The 20,008-nt window shown below is 63.1% G+C and carries 14 protein-coding genes; 5 read left to right on the forward strand and 9 right to left on the reverse strand.

Features of this window, described 5'->3' with window-relative positions; genetic code table 11:
• Window positions 1-5: 5 nt before the first annotated feature.
• Window positions 6-1,151: an ABC transporter substrate-binding protein gene (locus CHU95_RS09415; protein ID WP_094456044.1), complete on the reverse strand. Its 1,146-nt coding sequence runs from the start codon at window positions 1,149-1,151 to the stop codon at window positions 6-8.
• Window positions 1,152-1,578: 427 nt separating this feature from the next.
• Between CHU95_RS09415 and CHU95_RS09420 the strand changes: the two genes are divergently transcribed.
• The 4 genes from CHU95_RS09420 (at window position 1,579) to CHU95_RS22420 (ending at window position 8,091) form a co-directional block, all read left to right on the forward strand.
• Entirely contained in the window at window positions 1,579-4,278 is a 2,700-nt protein-coding gene (locus tag CHU95_RS09420) for a TIGR02302 family protein (RefSeq protein ID WP_094456046.1), read from the forward strand.
• Between the two features lie 79 nt (window positions 4,279-4,357).
• Window positions 4,358-7,273: a DNA polymerase I gene (gene polA, locus CHU95_RS09425; protein WP_094456048.1), complete on the forward strand. Its 2,916-nt coding sequence runs from the start codon at window positions 4,358-4,360 to the stop codon at window positions 7,271-7,273.
• Between the two features lie 91 nt (window positions 7,274-7,364).
• Window positions 7,365-7,916, forward strand: a complete 552-nt coding sequence (locus CHU95_RS09430; protein ID WP_094456050.1) for a hypothetical protein — start codon at window positions 7,365-7,367, stop codon at window positions 7,914-7,916.
• 4 nt (window positions 7,917-7,920) lie between these two features.
• Complete coding sequence (locus CHU95_RS22420) at window positions 7,921-8,091, forward strand: hypothetical protein (RefSeq protein WP_165772106.1); 171 nt, start codon at window positions 7,921-7,923, stop codon at window positions 8,089-8,091.
• Between the two features lie 9 nt (window positions 8,092-8,100).
• Here CHU95_RS22420 and CHU95_RS09435 read toward each other — a convergent pair whose 3' ends face one another.
• From CHU95_RS09435 to CHU95_RS09465, 8 genes are all read right to left on the reverse strand, one after another.
• Window positions 8,101-8,394: a helix-turn-helix domain-containing protein gene (locus tag CHU95_RS09435; protein ID WP_094456052.1), complete on the reverse strand. Its 294-nt coding sequence runs from the start codon at window positions 8,392-8,394 to the stop codon at window positions 8,101-8,103.
• Window positions 8,395-8,439: 45 nt separating this feature from the next.
• Window positions 8,440-8,778 carry a type II toxin-antitoxin system RelE/ParE family toxin gene (locus tag CHU95_RS09440; protein WP_094456054.1) on the reverse strand — a complete coding sequence of 113 codons (339 nt, stop codon included), beginning with the start codon at window positions 8,776-8,778 and terminating at the stop codon, window positions 8,440-8,442.
• Window positions 8,779-9,017: 239 nt separating this feature from the next.
• A complete protein-coding gene (gene dxs / locus CHU95_RS09445; RefSeq protein WP_094456056.1) occupies window positions 9,018-10,934 on the reverse strand; it encodes a 1-deoxy-D-xylulose-5-phosphate synthase in 1,917 nt (638 codons plus the stop codon).
• 451 nt (window positions 10,935-11,385) lie between these two features.
• Window positions 11,386-12,180, reverse strand: a complete 795-nt coding sequence (locus CHU95_RS09450) for a hypothetical protein (RefSeq protein WP_094456058.1) — start codon at window positions 12,178-12,180, stop codon at window positions 11,386-11,388.
• Window positions 12,181-12,183: 3 nt separating this feature from the next.
• A complete protein-coding gene (locus tag CHU95_RS09455) occupies window positions 12,184-13,137 on the reverse strand; it encodes a response regulator (RefSeq protein ID WP_165772107.1) in 954 nt (317 codons plus the stop codon).
• A gap of 1 nt (window position 13,138) precedes the next feature.
• Window positions 13,139-14,698, reverse strand: coding sequence for a hypothetical protein (locus CHU95_RS22425; RefSeq protein WP_165772108.1), 1,560 nt, complete (start codon window positions 14,696-14,698; stop codon window positions 13,139-13,141).
• A complete protein-coding gene (locus tag CHU95_RS09460; RefSeq protein WP_094456062.1) occupies window positions 14,695-16,608 on the reverse strand; it encodes a glycosyltransferase family 2 protein in 1,914 nt (637 codons plus the stop codon). Before CHU95_RS09460 ends, CHU95_RS22425 begins: the two co-directional genes overlap by 4 nt.
• Window positions 16,609-16,614: 6 nt before the next feature.
• Window positions 16,615-18,666, reverse strand: a complete 2,052-nt coding sequence (locus CHU95_RS09465; RefSeq protein WP_094456064.1) for a cellulose biosynthesis cyclic di-GMP-binding regulatory protein BcsB — start codon at window positions 18,664-18,666, stop codon at window positions 16,615-16,617.
• 74 nt (window positions 18,667-18,740) lie between these two features.
• Between CHU95_RS09465 and CHU95_RS09470 the strand changes: the two genes are divergently transcribed.
• Window positions 18,741-19,742 (forward strand): glycoside hydrolase family 113, encoded by a 1,002-nt coding sequence (locus tag CHU95_RS09470; RefSeq protein WP_094456066.1) that lies wholly within the window; start codon window positions 18,741-18,743, stop codon window positions 19,740-19,742.
• Window positions 19,743-20,008 lie beyond the last annotated feature (266 nt).

Consider the following 20,008-nt stretch of genomic DNA (forward strand, 5'->3'; position numbering starts at 1 on the left):
TCCGCTCACTCCCCGGATTTGAGGATAACGAAACGGCTGTCGTCGGTGATTTGCGTCAGGTAGACCTTATCGGAACCCTGATTGTCGCCAGGGCCGAAATTGAGGCGGAAGCCACCAATGTCATGGTCGCGGGTGCCCATGATGGCTTCCATCAGCTTGGCCCGGGTCGGCTCTGGCCCGGCCTTTTGCAAGGCTTCAATAAACAGGCGGCCGACCAGGTATCCTTCCAGCGAGATGAAGCCTGGCTTCGACTTGCCCCCCAGGGCCGATTGATAGTCGCGCACCACGGGCAGGCTGTCGTCCCAGGGCAGGGGTACAACCTGGGAAATGATCACATTTTCCGTCTTGCCCTGAAGTTCATCCACCAGCGCCTCACTGCCAACGAACGAGATGTTCATGAAAATCGCGTTCAATTTGGCTGTCTGCGCCGCCTTGATGAAGGCCGCGCAGGGCGCATAGGGGCCCACCATGACGACGGCGGCGGGCGTGGCAGACTGGATCTTGGCCAGCGCGGCAGCAATGTCGGTGGTGTTGCGGGGGAAGCTGGCCGCTACCGCCAAGGTTTTGCCGCGCTTCTCCATGGCCTTATTCACCCCGGCCAGCCCCGCCTGGCCAAAGCTGTCATCCTGAAAGAGAATAGCGATCTTTTCCACACGGCGCGTGTCGACCAGATAGCTGATCCAGGCTTCGGTTTCCTGGTCATAAGAGGCACGCAGATTAACGACATTGGTCAACTTTGCATCGCGCAAGAAACCAGCCCCCGTAAAAGGACCGATGAACGGAACGCCTGCCGTTTCCGCTATGGGTTGTGCCGCCTTTGACGTCGGTGTGCCAACAGGACCCAACAGGGCAAAAACATTGTCTTCCTGGATGATACGACGGGTCAGCGCCTCGCTGTCATTGGGTTCGTACGTATCATCCTTACTGACCAAGGTCAGTTTGCGGCCATGCACGCCACCCTTGGCGTTAACTTCCGCGAAAGCGGCCAGGAGCCCTGTGCGCATACCGGAACCAAGAGCGGCGGCCGGGCCGGACTGCGCTGCGACCTGTCCGACGACAACCCTGTCTGGCAATATCCCCACCTCGGCCCGTGCAGCCGAACCGGCAGCGGCCAAGACAAGTGACAGTATAATCACAGATACTGCTTTCATTTTGACCACACCCCGGTAGAGATTTCGTCACATATCAAAGCATTTTTACTTAAAATTCCCAATATCCAGGCCTATATGCAGAAGGATAAGATGCAGTGCAGCGAAGTCGGCGGCCGGCGCCGACTTTGTCGATCCAGTCTGCGAGACAGAAGGCAATTTGACCCGTCTACCCCTGTTGCCGCCCCTTTGTGCCGGGGGACCTGCTGGCCGTTTTGATGGCGGGTGCCTATGGCGCTGCCACGTCTTCGACATATATTTCGGTCATTGGTAACCGACGGGCTGGTGTCCGGCACGAAGGTCGAGGTGGCGCACTGCCGGTCGAGCGTCGAGGACGGTCTGTCACTGGAAACCAATCCCGATTGGCTCTCCCCTTAAGCGGTGAAAGCGGGGTAGGCTGTCGGGCGACTTGTGAAGGTTTGAACGACAGATGCCGCCCCGCCCTGCCCCGTCAAGCACGCCCACCCCCCGGCCGGAAGCACCGGTACGGCCGCTGGCCGCCCGGTTGCGGACGCTGCTGGACCGGTATCGGACCGGCGGGCAGGGTCGGTTGCCACCGGGCAAGGCGCCGCTGCCCGGCGATGCCGACAGCACGGCCCTGAAATTGGCCCGTGCCGCCCTATGGTGGGAGAGGCTGTGGCCCGCGCTGTGGCGGCCCCTGTCCCTTCTGGGTCTGTTCCTGGCGCTGGCCTGGATGGGCCTTTTCATCCGCATGTCGCCCTGGCTGCATGTGCCGCTGCTGCTGGCAATCCTGGGCGGTACCGGTTGGCTTGTCCGGCAGGGTCTGCGGGAACTGAACCGCCCAACCGAGGTCGATGCCCGTCGCCGTCTGGAGCGCGACAGCCAACTGGCCCACCGGCCTCTATCACAACTGCAAGATGGCATTGCCGGCGGGGCGGGCGATCCGGTGGCCCACGCCCTGTGGCGTGCTGCACAGGAACGGGCGCGGCAGCAGGCGCAGCATCTGCGCGTCGATCTTCCGGACAGTCGGTTGCCCACTCGCGACCCGTGGGCCCTGCGCGTGGCGGCAGCACTGCTGATGGTGGTGGGGGCCACGGTCGGTTGGGGTGACCTCGGCGGACGCACCGCAGGCGCGCTGCTACCCTCCCTCGGTCTGGGCGACTTGCTGACGCCCACGCGGCTGGATGCCTGGGCCACACCACCGGACTATACCGGACAGCCCCCAGTTTTCCTGACGGGCCAGAAACCCGCCGACAGCCCTGCGGAAGCGGACGAGGAAAAACTGCTGTTCCTCCCGGCCGGCACGAAGCTGGTTGTGCGCCTGGATGGGGGGTTCGGCACACCCTCGCTTGATGCCAACGACCAGCGTGTCGATTTCGCCCCCGTTGCCGGCGGCGGCTATCAGATCGAGGTGGCCCTGACCAGCGGCGAGGATGTCTCCGTCCGGCAATTCGGGCGCGAGGTGGCCTCCTGGCCTATCCGGCTGGTACCGGATCAACCGCCCGGTATTGCCTTTCGCACGCCGCCCAGCGCCACCGAACGCAATGCCCTGCGCATCGATTATACGGGTGCCGATGATTACGGCATCCATACCGTTACCGCCACGGTAACCCTGGGTACCGATCTGGCCGGCGCCATCGACCGCACCCCCATTGACCTCACCCTGCCTGTCCCAGCCAAGAACCGCCGGGAGATCACCGGCACCGGCTTTCACGACCTGACCGGCCATCCCTGGGCTGGCATGCCGGTCAATGTCCGCCTGCGCGCCACCGATGGCGCCGGCCAGGTATCGCAAAGTGCCGAGCAGACAATGACCTTGCCTGAGCGGCATTTTAACCATCCTGTCGCCCATGCCATCATCGAACAGCGCAAGACCCTGATCCTGATGGGCGACGCCGTGCGCCCGATAGTTGGCCGCGCCCTGCATGACCTGTCAGTCAATCTGGATGGCTATGGCGGCGACCCCCTGGCCTTCCTGGCGCTGCGCAGTGCTGTGGGCCGGCTGATGCGCAATGCCGGGCCGGACACGGTGCCCAGCACCATCGCCATGCTGTGGGATGTGGCCCTGCGGATCGAGGATGGCAACCTGTCGCTGGCTGAACGTGAACTGCGCGATGCACAGAAGGCGCTGATGGAGGCGCTTGATAATAACGCCTCGGCCGAAGAGATCGATCGCGCGATGCAGCGCCTGGAACAGGCCATGCAAGAGTTCATGGATGCCCTGGCCCAGCAGGAAGCGCAGCAACAGCCGCAGAATGGACAACCGCAGAACCAGGGGCCCAGCGACCCCGATGCCCAGTCGATGTCGCGGGAGGAGGTGGAGGACATGGTGCGCCAGATGCGCGATCTGGCGCAGTCAGGCAACCATGAGGCCGCACGCCAGATGCTGTCACAGCTTCAGCAACTGATGGAAAATCTGCAAAATGGTCAGTCGCCGCCACCACAGGACCCGCAGGCCAATCAACAGGCGGAAGCCCTGTCCGAGCTGGCCCGCAAGCTGCGTGACGTACAAAGACAGCAACAGCAACTGATGGACGAGACCTTCAGCCAGCAGCAAGACCAGTTCGACCAGGCAGAGCAACTGCCACAAAATCAGATGCAGGGCCTGGGCATGCCCAACCGCCAGGGCCGTGCACCCAATCCTGATGGCCGGGCCCAGCAGCGCAGCCCCGCAGACCCGGCCGCCGGCGCCATGGCCAGCAAGCAAGATGATCTGCGCACCGAACTGGGCGACGTGATGCGCCGGCTTGGGGAAATCGGCGGGGAAATCCCCCGCCCTCTCGGCCGTGCCGAACGTGCCATGAAGGATGCCGCCGATGCCCTGCGTAGCGGCGCCCCGGATCAGGCTGTTGCCTCGCAAGGCGAAGCCCTGGAGCAGTTGGCGCAGACCCTGCAATCAATGCAGGAACAGATGGCCCGCGCCAACCCTGGGCAGGCTGGCGGCCAACGCACCCCATCGGGACGGCAGCAGGGCCGCGACCCGCTGGGTCGTCCCCTGCCCGGCTCTGGCAGCTTGAACGGGGAAGAAGTGAAAATACCTGCGGAAGCCGACATGCAACGCGCCCGCGAAATCCTGGAGGAACTGCGCCGCCGGGCGTCGGAACAGAACCGTCCGAAAGCTGAACGCGACTATATCGACCGCCTGCTGGACCGGTTCAAACGCTATTGAGGCCCGTGGCTCTCGACATCCCGGCCCCGTTGCGCCATGTTCCCAGCCCTGGAACACAGCCGGAACGACAGGCCGCCCCATGCCGAGCGACAGCGCCACCAGCCCCCCCCTTCCGCCGGCCGACGGCGCTCCGCTGTATCTGGTGGACGGGTCGGGCTTTATCTTCCGGGCCTATCACGCACTGCCGCCGCTGAATCGTCCTGACGGGACCCCGGTGAATGCCGTCATGGGTTTCACCAACATGCTGATGCGGCTGCTGGCGGAACTGAAGGCCGATGCAGTGGCAGTCATTTTCGACAGCAAACGCCTGAATTTCCGTAATGATTTCTACCCTGACTATAAGGCCCACCGCCCCGAACCACCAGAGGACCTGCGTCCGCAGTTCGCGATCATCCGGGAAGCGGTAGAAGCCTTCAACCTGCCCTCCATTGAGCTGGAAGGGTTTGAGGCAGACGATCTGATCGCAACCTACGCCCGGCAGGCCCGTGCCCTGGGTCGCCCTGTCACCATCGTGTCGTCTGACAAGGACCTGATGCAGCTTGTGGATGATGGCATCCGCCTGCTGGACCCGATGAAGAACCGCATGATCGGCCCGGATGAGGTGTTTGAGAAGTTCGGCGTCCCCCCCGGCAAGGTGGTGGATGTCCAGGCCCTGGCCGGTGACAGTGTTGATAACGTGCCCGGTGTTCCCGGTATCGGGATCAAGACAGCAGCCCAATTGATCACCGAGTATGGATCGCTGGAAGCGCTGCTGGAGCGGGCGGGCGAGATCAAGCAGGCCGGCCGCCGGCAGAAGCTGATCGAGAATGCCGACCTGGCCCGTATCTCCAAGCGTCTGGTGAAATTGGAAGAGAATGCGCCGGTGCCGGTCCCGGTGACAGAGTTGAAGGTACGCGAGCCGGATGTGAACCGCCTGCTCTCCTGGCTGGGCGTACAGGGGTTCCGGTCAATCATTGCCAAGGTAAAGGCGGAAATCGCCGCTGACGGTACCCTGGCCGATGGGGCGGCTATCCAGGCCGTCGCCGGCGGTGGCGGGGAGCAGCAGCGCCGCGACCTGCGCGCCGCATTGGATGGCCGCTCCTATGCCCCGCCCACAGTCCCGGTACCGGCACGGGCCGATGCCCACATCCCCCGGCCGGACAAGGTCGAGCATGTGCTGGTCGATACCGAGGAGGCGCTGGCCGCCTGGGTGGCAGAGGCGATGGAGGCCGGTGTCGTCGCCGTCGATACCGAAACCGATGGGTTGACGCCTATGCGGGCCCGTTTGGTGGGCATTTCGCTGTCCACCCGTCCGGGCCGCGCCTGTTACATCCCTGTGGCCCATATCGATCCGTCGACGCCTAAGGAAGCGGCAGGGGGCCTGGATTTCGGTGATGGCGCACCACCACCCCGCCAAGTATCGCTGGCCCGCGCACTGGAGATCCTCAAGCCGCTGCTGGAACATCCGGGCGTGCTGAAGGTTGGGCACAATATCAAGTTCGACTGGCAGATGTTCGCCAAGCATGGCGTTACGGTCGCCCCCATCGACGACACCATGCTTCGATCCTATGTCATTGGCGGGGGCCGCCATGGGCATGGCATGGATGAGCTGGCGCAGCGCCATCTGGGTGTCACCACCATCTCTTTTGATGAAGTGACGGGGACGGGCAAGAACCGCATCACCTTTGATCGCGTGCCGTTGGACAAGGCGACCGCCTATGCAGCGGAAGATGCGGATATCACGCTGCGCCTGTGGCATGTGCTGCGCCATGACGTGCTGGCCGACCGGATGGTGACGGTCTATGAGACCATTGAGCGTCCCCTGGTGCCCGTTGTGGCGCAGATGGAGATGGCGGGTGTGCTGGTCGACCGCCAGGTTCTGAAGGAACTGTCCAACGATTTCGCGAAGCGTCTGGTGGAGCTGGAAGCCGAGATCCACAAGCTGGCAGGCCGCGACTTCAATGTCGGCAGCCCCAAGCAACTGGGCGAGATTCTGTTTGATGAGATGAAGCTGTCGGGCGGCAAGAAATCCGCCAAGACGGGCGCCTGGTCCACCGACAGTTCGGTGCTGGAGGAACTGGCCGATCTGGGCATCCCCATCTGTCAGAAAGTCATGGACTGGCGGCAATTCGCCAAGCTGAAATCCACCTACACGGACACGTTGGGCGACCAGATCAATCCGGAAACGGGCCGCGTCCATACCAGCTTCGCCCTGGCCGCCACCTCAACGGGCCGTCTGTCATCGACCGACCCGAACCTGCAGAACATCCCGATCCGCACGGAGGAAGGGCGCAAAATCCGTCGCGCCTTTGTCGCTGCCCCCGGCAACCGCATCATGTCGGTGGATTACAGCCAGATCGAACTGCGCATCGTGGCAGAGATGGCGAAGATCCCGGCCTTGCAGCAGGCCTTCCGCGACGGCATCGACATCCACGCCATGACCGCCAGTCAGGTGTTCAACGTGCCGCTGGACCAAATGACCTCGGAGATTCGCCGCCGGGCCAAGGCGATCAATTTCGGCATCATCTATGGCATCTCCAGCTTCGGCCTGTCGCGTCAGCTTGGTATTTCAGCCGGAGAGGCCGGGGCCTTCATCAAAGCCTATTTTGAGCGATTCCCCGAGCTTCAGGCCTATATGGAAAAGACCAAGGCAGAGGCGGCGCGCGATGGTTTTGTCCGCACGTTGATGGGCCGTAAATGCTGGATACAGGGTATTCAGGAAAAGGGTGCGCGCAAGGCCTATGCCGAGCGTCAGGCCATCAACGCCCCCATCCAGGGCACGGCAGCCGACATCATCAAACGCGCCATGATCCGGCTACCCGCCGCGCTTGCCGATGCCGGCCTGAAGGCCCGCATGCTGCTACAGGTGCATGACGAACTGTTGTTCGAGGTGCCGGAAGCAGAGGTGGAGGCAACATCCGCCCTGGTCCGCTATGTCATGGAAAATGCCGTCGATATCGGCATCCCGCTGGTGGCAGAGGCAGGCGTGGGCCTGTCCTGGGCCGAGGCACATTGATCCCCCGAGACCACAATCCAGACGCGATCATATTGATGGGCTACACACCCCATGATACTTTCTTCACCTATATCTAAAGGAGAGGAAAATCATGGGATGGCGCGACCGGGCAGAGGGTGATGGGGCGCAGGGATCGGCGGATGATCTGTCCTGGCTGGTCGGCACCTATTGGTACGTGCCGACCGAATATCTGCCTGCGATGCAGCAGGTGAATGTGACAGAGCCGAAGATCACCCAGGTAAATGACCAGACGCTCTGGTACTTCACCGAATACAGCAACGGCTATCTGGTTGGCCAATGTGCCGCCAGTGTCGATGGTGATGATTTTGAGTATCAGAGCATCGTCGGGTCGGTCACGCCGGAGGGCACCGTCTGCCTGTCCTTCACCCCTGTCGGCGGCATCAGCCTGCACCCCGTTCGCGGCAGCGTGTCGGTAGCCAATTTCATTGTTGGGCAGGGCAAGATGGTCAAGCATCAGGGCGAATGGGCCTTTCTGATGCAAATGACGGGCGGCAACGGCGTCTATAACCTGACCCACTGGGCCTATATGATGCAAACCCGCCCCGGCGACCAAAGCTGGACCAACCTGCCCGGCACCGATGGCAGCCAAAGCGTGGACGAGATTTTCGCCGATTGGGGGTGACGGAATGACAAAGGCTGCTGATCAGATGCTGGAAAGGCTGGCACGGCAAACAGCAAGCCTTAGCGCCGATGACGAGCAATCTGCGCTGGATTGGATTGAGCGGGTTGGCGAGTTTGACAGCAGCACCAATGCGCCGACGTCAGAGCCGAATATTGATGCAAGACCGCAGAAATAAGTGACAGCTTCAGCCGTCCACCAACTCAATACGCAACCGCTTGCCAACTGCAATCGCGGCGCGTTCGAGGGTCAGGAGCGTCACCGAAGCGTTTGAAGAGTCGAGCAGACGGTCCAGCGACGTCCGGCTGGTGCCCATGCGCTCGGCCATTTCCGTCTTGGTCAACTCTTTGGCTTCCATCGCCTGCGACAATTGCCAGGCGATGACCCGCTTCAGGGCTCGGGCATTCACGCGCTCCAGCATGCCTTCTTCGGCCAGAAAGTCGTCGAAGGACGACCCGATATGCGGATGTTTCTCTTCCATAACTCTACCCCTCGCCTTCCAACGCGGGGCATTGGAACCCGCGCGTCAGAGTGTCCTCATCCGGTCCCTGGCCAGATCAAGATCGGCCTTGGGCGTCTCCTGGGTTTTCTTGATGAACCCGTGGAGCAGGACCATACGCCCGTCATGCACACAGAACAGAACCCGTGCGATACGGTTCCGGAGATGCGTGCGAACTTCAAACAAGCCATCCCCCATGGGACGACATGTCGGCATGCCAATCGGCCAGCCGAATTCAACTGTCCTGATATCGTCACCGATCAGTTCGCTATCAGGCTTGCCCAGTTCACGCAGCCACTCGCGCACCGGCTCTGTGCCAGCAGCCAACGTGTAGAAGCGCGCAGGCAGGCACTTTAACGGAACCATAACATGCCTCCTCTACCAGAAGGGGCATGGTGCTTCATTTTTGGTACACCAACAAATAAAAAAAGATAGCCCAAAGTGGCATTTTGATTTTTATGCCCGATAGAAACGGCCTCGTCAACAAGAATGCGTCCCACAGGACGAAACCAAGATGGAGAACCGCGTCACCTGTGACGAACCTCGACCGCGAGACCGCCGAGTGGGCAGAGAGGACCTCAACTCTCGCATTTGCAGGTTACCTGTTACGCCCCCACCGCCGCCTTCCCCTCCACGCCCAGCGCCTTCAGCGCCGTGTTGACGATGTCGCGGGCCTGCAGGCCGGCTTCCTCATACTGCTTCACCGGGCTGTCATGGTCCTGGTAGGTATCGGGCAGGACCATGGGCCGGACCTTGCAGCCCAGTTCCAGCAGGCCGCTGGTCGCCAGATGGTGCAGGACATGGCTGCCGAAGCCGCCGATGCTGCCTTCCTCAATGGTGATCAGCACTTCGTGGCTACGGACCAGCCGTTCGACCAGGTCCATGTCGATGGGCTTGGCGAAGCGGGCGTCGGCGACGGTGGTGGACAGGCCCAAGGCCGCCAGATCCTCTGCCGCCTTTGACGCCTCCGCCAGACGGGTGCCCAGCGACAGGATAGCGACCTTTGACCCTTCGCACATGATACGGCCCTTGCCGATGGGCAAGGGAATGCCCTGTTCCGGCATTTCCACACCCACCCCTTCCCCGCGTGGATAGCGCACGGCGATGGGGCCGGCATCATAGGCGGCACAGGTGGCCACCATATGCACGAGCTCCCCCTCATCCGCCGCGGCCATGACCACCATGTTGGGCAGGCAGGTCAGATAGGCGACATCAAACGCGCCGGCATGGGTCGCCCCGTCCGCCCCCACCAGACCGGCCCGGTCAATGGCAAACCGCACAGGCAGGTTCTGCAAGGCCACGTCATGGACCAACTGGTCATAGCCGCGTTGCAGGAAGGTGGAATAAATGGCGCAGAACGGCTTGAACCCTTCCGTCGCCATACCGGCAGCAAAGGTCACGGCATGCTGTTCGGCAATGGCGACATCGAAGCTGCGCTTGGGGAACTTGGACGCGAACAGGTCCAGACCCGTGCCCGACGGCATGGCCGCCGTGATGGCGACGATCTTCTCGTCCTTCTCGGCCTCGCGGATCAGGCTGTCGGCAAAGACGCGGGTGTAGCTGGGGGCATTGGCCTTGGGCTTGGCCTGGGTGCCGGTAATCACGTCGAATTTGCCCACCGCATGCAGCTTGTCGGCCGACGCTTCAGCCGGCGCATAGCCCTTGCCCTTCTGCGTGACCACATGAACCAGCACGGGGCCACCCTGCGGATCGTCGCGGACATTTTCCAGCACGGGCAGCAGATGGTCCAGATTATGCCCGTCGATGGGACCGACGTAATAGAAGCCCAACTCCTCGAACAGCGTACCGCCGGTGACCATGCCGCGGGCATATTCCTCTGCCCGGCGCGCCGCATTCAGCAGCGGGCGCGGCAGATGTTCGGCCACCTGCTTGGAGAAGTCACGGAATCCGCGATAGGATTTGGATGAGATCAACCGCGACAGGTATCCGGAGAGCGCACCCACCGGCGGGGCGATGGACATATCATTGTCGTTCAGAATGACGACCAGGCGCGATTGCAGCGCGCCGGCATTGTTCATGGCCTCATACGCCATGCCGGCCGACAGGGCACCATCCCCAATCACCGCAACGACATTGTTGGTCTTGCCTGCGAGATCGCGGGCCATGGCCATGCCCAGTCCAGCCGAGATGGAGGTGGAACTGTGGGCTGTGCCGAAAGGGTCGTACTCGCTCTCAGACCGCTTGGTAAAACCGGACAGACCGCCCCCCATACGAAGGGTGCGAATCCGGTCGCGCCGCCCGGTCAGGATCTTGTGCGGATAGGCCTGATGGCCGACATCCCAGATCAGCCGGTCACCTGGCGTATCGAAGCAGTAATGCAGGGCGACGGTCAGTTCCACCACGCCCAGGCCGGCACCCAGATGGCCGCCCGTAACGGATACGGCATCGATGGTTTCCTGACGCAGTTCATCGGCCAGTTGGCGCAGCTGTGTGGGCTGCAACCGCCGCAGATCGGCGGGTACTCTCACCTGGTCCAACAACGGCGTCTTCGACTGGGACATCGTCCCTACCTCTTATTCTGTTGCCATCAGCAGGAAGCGGATGCGAACGCCCCTTTCCCGCTACATACGCTTTCCAACGACAGGCGCCAATATCCGTTGCCGTATAAGCACGCGGTACCACTGCAAAAGGCATCCGCTCTGGATACGGGCACGGACACGGTTCAACTGTCCTGCCTTGTGGTATAACCCGCCTCCCTATGGAAAGCGACGCGGTTCTTGCCCCGACGTTTGGCGGTGTAAGGGCGCTACGGGCAAGCACGGCGCTCGACATCCGCGCTGACCAGCCGTCGCCACTACCGAACAAGGGCATTCCAACCTCCTGCTTCAGCACAGGCTCCGCCGGTTGAGCGGTCAGGTTCCCATAGAACAGCACCAGCCGCGCCAGGACCGTACCGTTGGTCACGCCCGACAGGATACAGGCTGACGCTCATCATTCATGCGAGCCGACTTGCTAACGGCCGAACTGCCACCAAAGTGCCAACAGGGCCATGCGCTCGCCGCCGGCATTGCGGCCGCCGATGGCTTTGGACAGCCCAACCTGAAGCCCTACATCGTTGGACAGTCGCCGCACGGCTGACAATTGAACCTTGTATCGGCGCACATCGCCATAGCCTGGGCCCGGCGTCCCGGTACTGACAGCATTAAAACTCTGAGCCAGCAGCAGCCAGTCGACATCCGGCCGCCAACCCCATGTCAGGTCCAAACGAAGCTCATCCGCAGCCGGGCCGCCGCGCGTGCGGTAGGCCAGTTGCCCGTCGAAGAACCCGCTGTCGAACCCGTACCCGTAAAGCGCACGCATTTCCGCATCCACCTTGCCTGACCCCAGCGGTGGCTGGGCACCGCGATCGTAGCCCAGCGGCACGCGGATCAGGGGTTGCAGCGCCACAATCTCCGCCCCGGCCTGCCAAACGGTCCGGCGCAAGGCAAATTCGGCATCGGCCAGACCGGCCGCCTTATCGCTGCCGCCGTCCGCATCGTCGGCTTTCAGCGACTGCCATGAAGGCTGGACACTGAGGGTGGTCGTACCGTCGACCCCCCAGGAAATCAGCGGTGACACCTCCAGCTTGCGGAACTTGGGGTCGGGGCCGCCGACGCGGCCATCAAAGCCGCTGTCCGATTGTGAAAAGGTGGCGCCGGCAATGACCTCCATGGTCCCGGCAGCCTGCGGCCAGGCCCCGGCCATAGCAGGGGCGGCGGGCAACAGCAGGCCAATGGCCAGAAAGACAACAGACTTAAGACAGGACATGCTTCAGCCTTCCTCGGACGGCACCATGGCGCCATCCACAATCCGACCACCGCCATGGGCACGGGCATGGTCCAGTCCCCGCCGGGCAATAGCCGCAGCCTCCAGCCCGACGCCATATCCGGCAGACAGGGTGACATGGGGGCCGGCATTGGACCGCGGATGCGGGATGCGGGCACGCCCAACCAGTTCGACCAGCCGTTCGGCAGTGTCGCGGGCCAGTCCGGGATCCGCATTTTGGAACAGGATGGCCAGCCGGCCATCGCCGGCCATGGTCAGCACATCCCCGATCCGCCCCGGCAAACCAGCGGCCAGTTCCATGACCCGCCGGGTTAGCGCGGCTGCCGGGTCAGCGCCATCCACCTCTTCCAGGCGACCGAAATCATCAATAGCAGCCATCAGCACGGCACCGTGATGGCGCCGCTGTGCGCGTTCGGACAGAAGCTGAAGCGTCTGAGCCGGTCCGGGCCACCCCAGCCCCGCAACGAAACCAGCATCCGATAGCGACAATTGTCGACGATCTGCTGCCAGTTCGGCCAGCTCACCTTCCCGCGCCCGACGCCGGCGGGCCTCCGTCCGCCAGCGCAGGGCCGATTGCACCCGCGCGCGCAGCGCCATCACAGAGGCCGGCTTGACCACAAAGTCAAACGCGCCGGCAATGAAGGCTTGGTTCAGCGTCTCCTCATCCTCCAACGACGACACCATGATCACGGGAACATCGGCCAGCCGGGGATTATCCTTGATCAGGCAGGTGGCGGTGATTCCGTCCATTTCTGGCAGCATGATATCCATCAGCACGATATCGACCGGGCATTGCTCACCCTCGATCCGCCCGACATCCAGAGTGGCCAGCGCCTCCTCGGCGCTGGCAGCCATGATGAACGGACCATACCCGCAGGCATTCAGTTGTGCTGCCAGCAGTTCCCGGACCTCCTCTATATCCTCGACGATAAGGATCATGTCATTCCCCCCCGTTCCTTTCGCCGGCCGGCAACCGCCAGACACGCCAGTCATCCCTGTCATAGACCAGCACGGCCCCCCTTCCTGCATCCTGCCACAGATCGGGCAGGGCCTGTGCGATCCGGTCACGGGCACCTGCCGGCCTGGCAGGCGCCCGCAACGCCACATAGGCGGTGCGCAACTGCCCGACGATCAGATCGGCTTTTAATCGGTCATTGCTGGGCAGAACCAGTCCCGCCGCCCGCCCCCGGCCCGGCAGCACCGCCCCCGCGGTCAAGCCGTCGATGGCCACGTCATTCAGGTCGCGCAGGAAATGTCCCAGGGCCAGGTCACCTTTGGTGGAACCCTCGACCGGCCCCTGCCCCAGTAGCGCCAGCCGCCAAGCCGATGCATGGGCATCGCCGGTCTGATCCTGCGCCCACCAGCCAGCCACCAGCCCCAGTAAGACCAACAGCATCAGCAGACCCCCGCGTCGCTGGTGGCGCCCCGCCACCGCTGCCGCCAGGACACAGACCGGCGCCAGGTAGGCCAGCAACCGCCCTGGATCCCCAAGGAACCAGGTGGCAGAACTGAGGACCAGCGCCGTCAGGATCATCCCAGTCAGCAGCAGAAGGACCCGCCGCGCCCCCCGATCCCCAAACCACAGCCCCATGGCCAGCAATGGCGCATTGGCCAGGATCAGCAGCACACCGAAGACCAGCGCCGTGCCGATGCTGCCGCCCGGTCCCAGCAACCAGGGACTGTCGCCGATCTGTGCAGCCGAACCGTGAATGGCGGCATCAACGCCAGCAGCAAAAGCCAGCGGCGAGCCACCAAACACCCAGTTTGCATAGAACAAGGCGATGGCGGCAAAGATCAATGGAAACATCACCACCAGCAGGCTTCCCGAGGCCGATGTCGCCACCATACGGGCGGGCAGCAGCAGGGCGATGAAGGGCACCGACGCCAGCACCAGATAGGCTCCGGCCGCATCGGCCAATGCCAGAAAGGCCAGGGAAACACCCAGCGCGATCATGTCATTGACCTCCCCCCGCCGGGCCAGCCGTTGGGCGGCACTGACGGCGACGGTGAAGGCCAGGACACCGAGCGGTGCTGAACCACCGGCGGCAACGGTCGGCGCCAGGGCGGGAGCACTGGACAGCAGCGCCGCCGTCACCAGGGAAGGTAAAAACCGATACCCACCGGCCACCAGCAGACGCACCCAAAAGGCCGCTGCGATCGCGAGCATCAACACATTGACCAGCAAGGGCGGCGGCATGCCGCCCAAGCCGGGGATCAGGGCGATGATCATGTCAAAGGCCAGGGGCAGGACGGGATAGGCTGTACCCGTCAGGTCCCGGAAGGCCCCGACATCAGCAGTGGCCAGCAGGGCCCGGGTCCAGCGATCGGCCATCGCGGAGTCCAGCCACCCACCCTGCATCGGCCAGGACGCGACAAACCCGATGAACGGTAGCAGCAGCGCCAGGGCGACGGGGAAAAGCCAGCGCGGGACCGACCGCCCACCCCGTTTATCCATGTGAACTGGTACGAAATTGCCGTGGCTGGCGGCGGCCATGGTCATGATGATTGCCCCATGCTGGCCAACGCCTTGGCCACTTCCTGCTTGGTGGTCTGTGACAGGCCGTGCTGAGTCTTTTCCCAGTAGAATGGATTCTTCACCAGTTGCCACAGCGCCTTGTAGGCCGCTACCGACATCAGCGCCCAGTAACCAATGACCGTCAGGCCCCAGGGCGCCAGATTGGTCCAGCCGCGTTTCACCGGCGCGATGATCGAGATGTAGGTAAACAACCCATTGCCGGCCAGAAGGTTAAACAGTGACAGGTATAACAAGGCCGTCGGGAACAGCGGGTCCAGCCAGGTCCCACCCAACAGCAGCCACAGCAGGTAGAAGCCCCAGAAGATCGGGTTCAGCAAGCCCGACAGCATGGTGCCACCGATAAAGAACTGGAACCCCCAGAAGCCGCCCGCGCCCACCGATTTATAGAGGTGGATCGGGTCCCGCATATGCACCAGATAGGTCTGCATATAGCCCTTGATCCAGCGCGAACGCTGACGCACCCAATTGGGAATGGAGACATTGGCTTCCTCGAACGTGGTCGAATTCACGACCCCGACGCGATAGCCTTTCTGTGTCAGCCGCACGCCCAGATCGGCATCCTCCGTCACGTTGAACGGATCCCAGGCGTGAAGTTTGGTCAGCACATCCATCCGGAAATGGTTCGACGTACCGCCCAGCGGGATCGGAATATTCAACCGTTCCAGCCCGCCCAACATGAAATCAAACCATAGCGAATAATCCAGTGTGAACATCCGCGTCAGCCAATTTTCATTGGCATTGAAATAGTTCAGGCGACACTGGATGCAGGCGGTATTGGGCGAGGCCTTGCGGAAAGCCACAACCACCTTTTTCAGTTGGTCCGGCTCCGGTTGGTCCTCTGCGTCGAAGATCACCAGATACTCGCCACGGGCAAAGCGCAGGGCATAATTGCAGGCCTTGGGCTTGGTCTGCGGTTTGGAAGCGGGCACCCGGATGATCTCAAATATGCCTTCCAGGCCCAGCGACTTGGCCGCGTTGATCGTCTCATGGTCACCCGCTTCCAGCACCAGCTTGATATCCAGCTTGGCGATGGGATAGTCCAACCGGCGCAGCGCTGCCGCCAGGATGGGCAATACCTCCGGCTCCTTGTACATGGGGACCAGAACGGTAAAGGTCGGCAGATCATCATCATTGAGGGCCGCGACCTCGGCGTCGGTCACCTTGCGATCTACCTGTTTGGCATCAGCCCCGAACCAGACCAGGATGGTCTTCAGGAAGAAATTACCAAGATAGAACAAGGCCATGATGACATTGGTCACGATCAGGGTGCCAATGGGAGCAAAGGCCAGACCCAGCAAGAACACCGAGAGCAAGGCGTACAGAAACAGCATCTGGCCCGGCGTCACGACCGTGCGGGCGGAACTGCTAGGGTCCATGTCGGCCAGGGCATGCACCGCCAGATGGTTAAACTCCTCCTCGAACAGTCGTTGTAAGGTCCAGACAATGTCGAACTTCGACGTCACGACCATCCGGGTCCTGGGTCCGTAGGTCTGGCGGGCGAACAGCATGGCCTTGGGCCCCGGATCGGCTGTCGCGACCGTGACGACATCGCCTTCCTTCTTCCAGGGCAACAGCAACAGACGGCTGTAATCCTCCATCTGGGTTTTGTCCGCGAGCCCTTCTTGCGGTGGCTGCGCCATCATGTCGATGAAGGGCAGACGGAAGCGGTCGGCCAGTGTGCGGTAGAAGTCCCGGGCCTTGACCATACCCTGGGAGATCACAACGTCACCGAACGGCACTTTCCACTGCCGTTGCAGTTCCAGCGCACGCTCCACCTGCGCGACCGTCATCAAGCCCTTGGCCAGCAGAAGCTCGCCAATGGGCGGGACCGTATCGCTACTGGTTGGAGCGGCAGGCGGGGGAAGAGGGACCATGCCGGATCACGTCTTCGGCGGGCGGTTTCGATACCAGCGGCGCAAGGCCCCGACACCGACCAGGGTCAACAGACCCCAGGCACCCAGCACCAGCACGATGCGGAACCGGTCCAGCCAATCGGCCCAGCCGGCATCATCAGCCACCACCACCCGCACCGCGCGGTCGCGCACCGTGTCAAAGGCCATCAACATGCCCGTCGCGTCGGCAAAAGCGACATTACCCCTGTCAAACGACAGACGTGGTATGCCCGGCGGCACCCGACCGTCATGGGTGGTCAGCGAAAGGCCGGGGGTGTCATCCAGATTGGTAAGCTGGGCCGTGACCAGCCCGCTACTACCCGTGATATCCAGCAGGACCTGCCCTGACCGGTCCTGCACCGACACGGCCCCACGATCCAGGCGCACGGGCAGGTCGGCCTTGCCCGGCAGGCTGGCGCCCGGCAATTGAATGAAGGGTGTGATGGGCACGGCCTTGCCATCGCCGATAATCACCGACAGTGGCGCCTGAACAGGCACAAGGTCGGCAACGATACGGGCTGCAAGGTTGATGGCATTCAGATCCCTCAACTGGTCCGCAGTAACAACAAGGGTCGCCCCCTTGGCCATGGCGGGTGACAGGGCATAGAAATCGCCAGGCTTCGTGTTGTCGGGTGCCAGGGTCACGCGGCTGCCTGGCAGGATCTGAGCCGGGCTGGCCAACGGCGCCTCACGGCAATCGCCACCGGACGGCTGACGCTGCAACACGATGCGGATGGCGTTGGACCGGCCCAGCAGACCATCGGGCAACGGCACCGACATCCGCTGCACCTTGCCGCCATCGGTCAGGGAAACGCTGCGCAGCAATGTGTTATTGACGAAGACATGCAGCAACTGCGGCCGGTCGCCCATGGTGCTGCCGGGCGCCAGCTCAATCTCCAGTGCCGCCGGGCGCTGACCATGCGGCACCTGCGTGTAATCCAGGCGCAGCGGCCACTCTGCACGGTCAACCAGTTCCTGTACGCCCTGGCCCAAGCCCAGGGCCGCGAAGGGGATGCCGTCAGCACCAATCAGGCTGGCCGGCGGTGGTTTGGCGATGGTGATGGCATTGGCCGTCATATCGGACAGGGCGGACCAGCCATCGGTCAGGAAACGAACCTTCTCTCCGTCAATCCCGTCCAGAAGTGCGATGGAGGGGGCACCCATACCCTTCAGCAGCCCGATATCAGCACCGCCGGAGGTGTCCAGTTCATACTTCCTTTCAGGGCCGGCCTTGGCCTGCATCACACTGATAAAATCGTTGATCTCCGCCCGGGAGGCGACGAAGACGCTGCCGGTATCCATCTCTGCCAAGGTCGGCAGGGGCGGCGGCGGCGGAAGGCCAACCTGAGCGGCGGTGGCATCCGCTGCCGGGGTCGCCGCAGACGGGATGCGGATGATCTGGACGCGGCGCCCCTCACGGATCAACGTCGCGGCCAATCGGATCACAGCCTGGAACTGCGTCGCGCTCAACCCTTCTGCTGACACGAAGATGCTGACGCGCGGTCCCAGCGCCGACCAGGCGGCGCGCACGCTGTCGATCCTGGCGGGATCAATCCTGTAGGTTACGGCGCTGTCGGGCGACAGGGTGACAAAGCCGCCAGGCAGCCGTTGATCGACGCAGCGATTATCGGTCCATTGCGCGCCCCAGGCGATGGTGGCCTTGGTAAAGGCCTGCCGCGTGTCAACCCGCTTTAAGCTGGTAGCGACCGATTGCGCATGGGCCCCCGCCTTCAAGGCGCCCGTCCAGCGCGGTTGGTCATCCAACAGCAATTGCACTGACGCCCGCTGCCCTTCGGCCAGGACCGTATCCAGATTCATCTCCAACTGAAGATTGTCGGTCGGGACCCAGGCTGGCAGCGGGAAAAAGACATCCTGCCGGGCAGAGATGCCCGACAAGGTAACCCCGTTCGGATAGCCCAGGTCGCGCAGCGTCACAGTGCGGATCGCCGGGTCTGCGGGATCGGCGGCCATGACCGGGGCGACCAAGGCGGTTCCCGTGTACAAGGTGGTGAAGAAGGCGGCGATCAGGGCGTGGCGCATGGGGCTTACCATTGACAGGGGGCCGTGGCCGGTTCCCGATGGCAGCCGGCGGTTGAAGGGCGGAGGGTGGCGGATTGCAGCGGGAACGATATGCCTCGCGGCGCGGCATTCTGAAACTGGCGGCGGGTCTGGCAGGGCTGGGCCTGCTGCCAGCGGGTTGCACGGGTGCTGGCGCGTCGCCCTGGCGGGGTGTGAACCTGATCGCAACGCCGGATGCGCCGCTGGGGTCCGCCGCCTGCGGGCATTCCCTGCGCCATCTGCGCAATCAAGGCGGCAATGCTGTCGCCCTGATCCCGTTCCTGTGGCAGCCGGCGCCCGCTGACCCCCGCATTGTGCTGGGTGACGCCGTCAGCGCAGATCAACTGCGCGCCGGGATTCGTCAGGCCAGGAACCTGGGTCTGAAGGTGCTGGTCAAACCCCATGTCTGGGTACCACAGACCTGGGCCGGCGCGATCGAATTCACGCAAGCCGCCGATCAGGCAGAATGGTTGGCCCGCTACCAAGCGCTGCTTCTCGACCTCGCCATCCTGGCACAGGAAGAGGGAGCAGAAGCCCTGGCATTGGGAACGGAACTGCGCGGCGTCAGCGGCGATCCTGCCTGGACCCGCATCATCACACAGGTGCGCAACCGGTTCCGGGGGATCCTGACCTATGTCGCACATTGGGATGGCGAACTGGATCGCCTGCCCTTCCGCACCTTGCTGGATGTCCCATCGATCAGCCTCTACCCGCCGCTGGGCGAGGATGATGCTGGCTTGGCTGGACGGATTGAGGCCCTGGCCGCTGCCCTGGCCAGACAGGGGCCGCTGTGGGTGGGCGAACTCGGCCTGCGCAGTGCGGTGGGCGGTCAGTTGAAACCCTGGGAAAGCCCCGAAGAGCGCGCGGCGCTTCCCGATGGTGATTTGCAGGCCCGGGTCCTGGACCATTGGCTGACGGCCCTGAGCCGTCACGGGTTGCACGATGTCCTGCTGTGGCGCTGGTTCAGCGATCCCGATGCCGGTGGCCCGCAGGACACCGACTTCACCGTGCAGGGTAAGCCCGCAGAAGCGGTGTTGAAGCGACATTTTGGGAGCTGAGGCCCCGGACCGTTCAACCGTCATCCCTACACCACCGGGACGCCGATAAACGGCGCCCGACGGCATGTAACGCTGGGGAAACGGCACCGGCGATCGCCGTCCCGACACTGTATCGCAGCCACCATGAACAGAGACGGGAATGGTCGCCTGGAACATACGGGCCGGCCTTGTCAAGGGGCAGGAATGGGTGCCAACCCCCTGAACGGGCTTGGATACCGAGGAAACCTCCTCACCAGCCTGTGTAAGTCAAGCCGGGGCTGCCGACC

Origin of the sequence: Niveispirillum lacus (assembly GCF_002251795.1) — a bacterium.
Classification (GTDB): domain Bacteria; phylum Pseudomonadota; class Alphaproteobacteria; order Azospirillales; family Azospirillaceae; genus Niveispirillum; species Niveispirillum lacus.

Bases quoted from the DNA above. Each gene is read 5' to 3' on its own strand.
- CHU95_RS09455 (WP_165772107.1), bottom strand. From the start codon at position 13,137: ATGATCCTTATCGTCGAGGATATAGAGGAGGTCCGGGAACTGCTGGCA.
- CHU95_RS09450 (WP_094456058.1), bottom strand. From the start codon at position 12,180: ATGTCCTGTCTTAAGTCTGTTGTCTTTCTGGCCATTGGCCTGCTGTTG.
- CHU95_RS22425 (WP_165772108.1), bottom strand. From the start codon at position 14,698: ATGACCATGGCCGCCGCCAGCCACGGCAATTTCGTACCAGTTCACATG.
- dxs (WP_094456056.1), bottom strand. From the start codon at position 10,934: ATGTCCCAGTCGAAGACGCCGTTGTTGGACCAGGTGAGAGTACCCGCC.
- CHU95_RS09440 (WP_094456054.1), bottom strand. From the start codon at position 8,778: ATGGTTCCGTTAAAGTGCCTGCCTGCGCGCTTCTACACGTTGGCTGCT.
- CHU95_RS09415 (WP_094456044.1), bottom strand. From the start codon at position 1,151: ATGAAAGCAGTATCTGTGATTATACTGTCACTTGTCTTGGCCGCTGCC.
- polA (WP_094456048.1), top strand. From the start codon at position 4,358: ATGCCGAGCGACAGCGCCACCAGCCCCCCCCTTCCGCCGGCCGACGGC.
- CHU95_RS09435 (WP_094456052.1), bottom strand. From the start codon at position 8,394: ATGGAAGAGAAACATCCGCATATCGGGTCGTCCTTCGACGACTTTCTG.
- CHU95_RS09465 (WP_094456064.1), bottom strand. From the start codon at position 18,666: ATGCGCCACGCCCTGATCGCCGCCTTCTTCACCACCTTGTACACGGGA.
- CHU95_RS22420 (WP_165772106.1), top strand. From the start codon at position 7,921: ATGACAAAGGCTGCTGATCAGATGCTGGAAAGGCTGGCACGGCAAACA.
- CHU95_RS09420 (WP_094456046.1), top strand. From the start codon at position 1,579: ATGCCGCCCCGCCCTGCCCCGTCAAGCACGCCCACCCCCCGGCCGGAA.
- CHU95_RS09430 (WP_094456050.1), top strand. From the start codon at position 7,365: ATGGGATGGCGCGACCGGGCAGAGGGTGATGGGGCGCAGGGATCGGCG.
- CHU95_RS09460 (WP_094456062.1), bottom strand. From the start codon at position 16,608: ATGGTCCCTCTTCCCCCGCCTGCCGCTCCAACCAGTAGCGATACGGTC.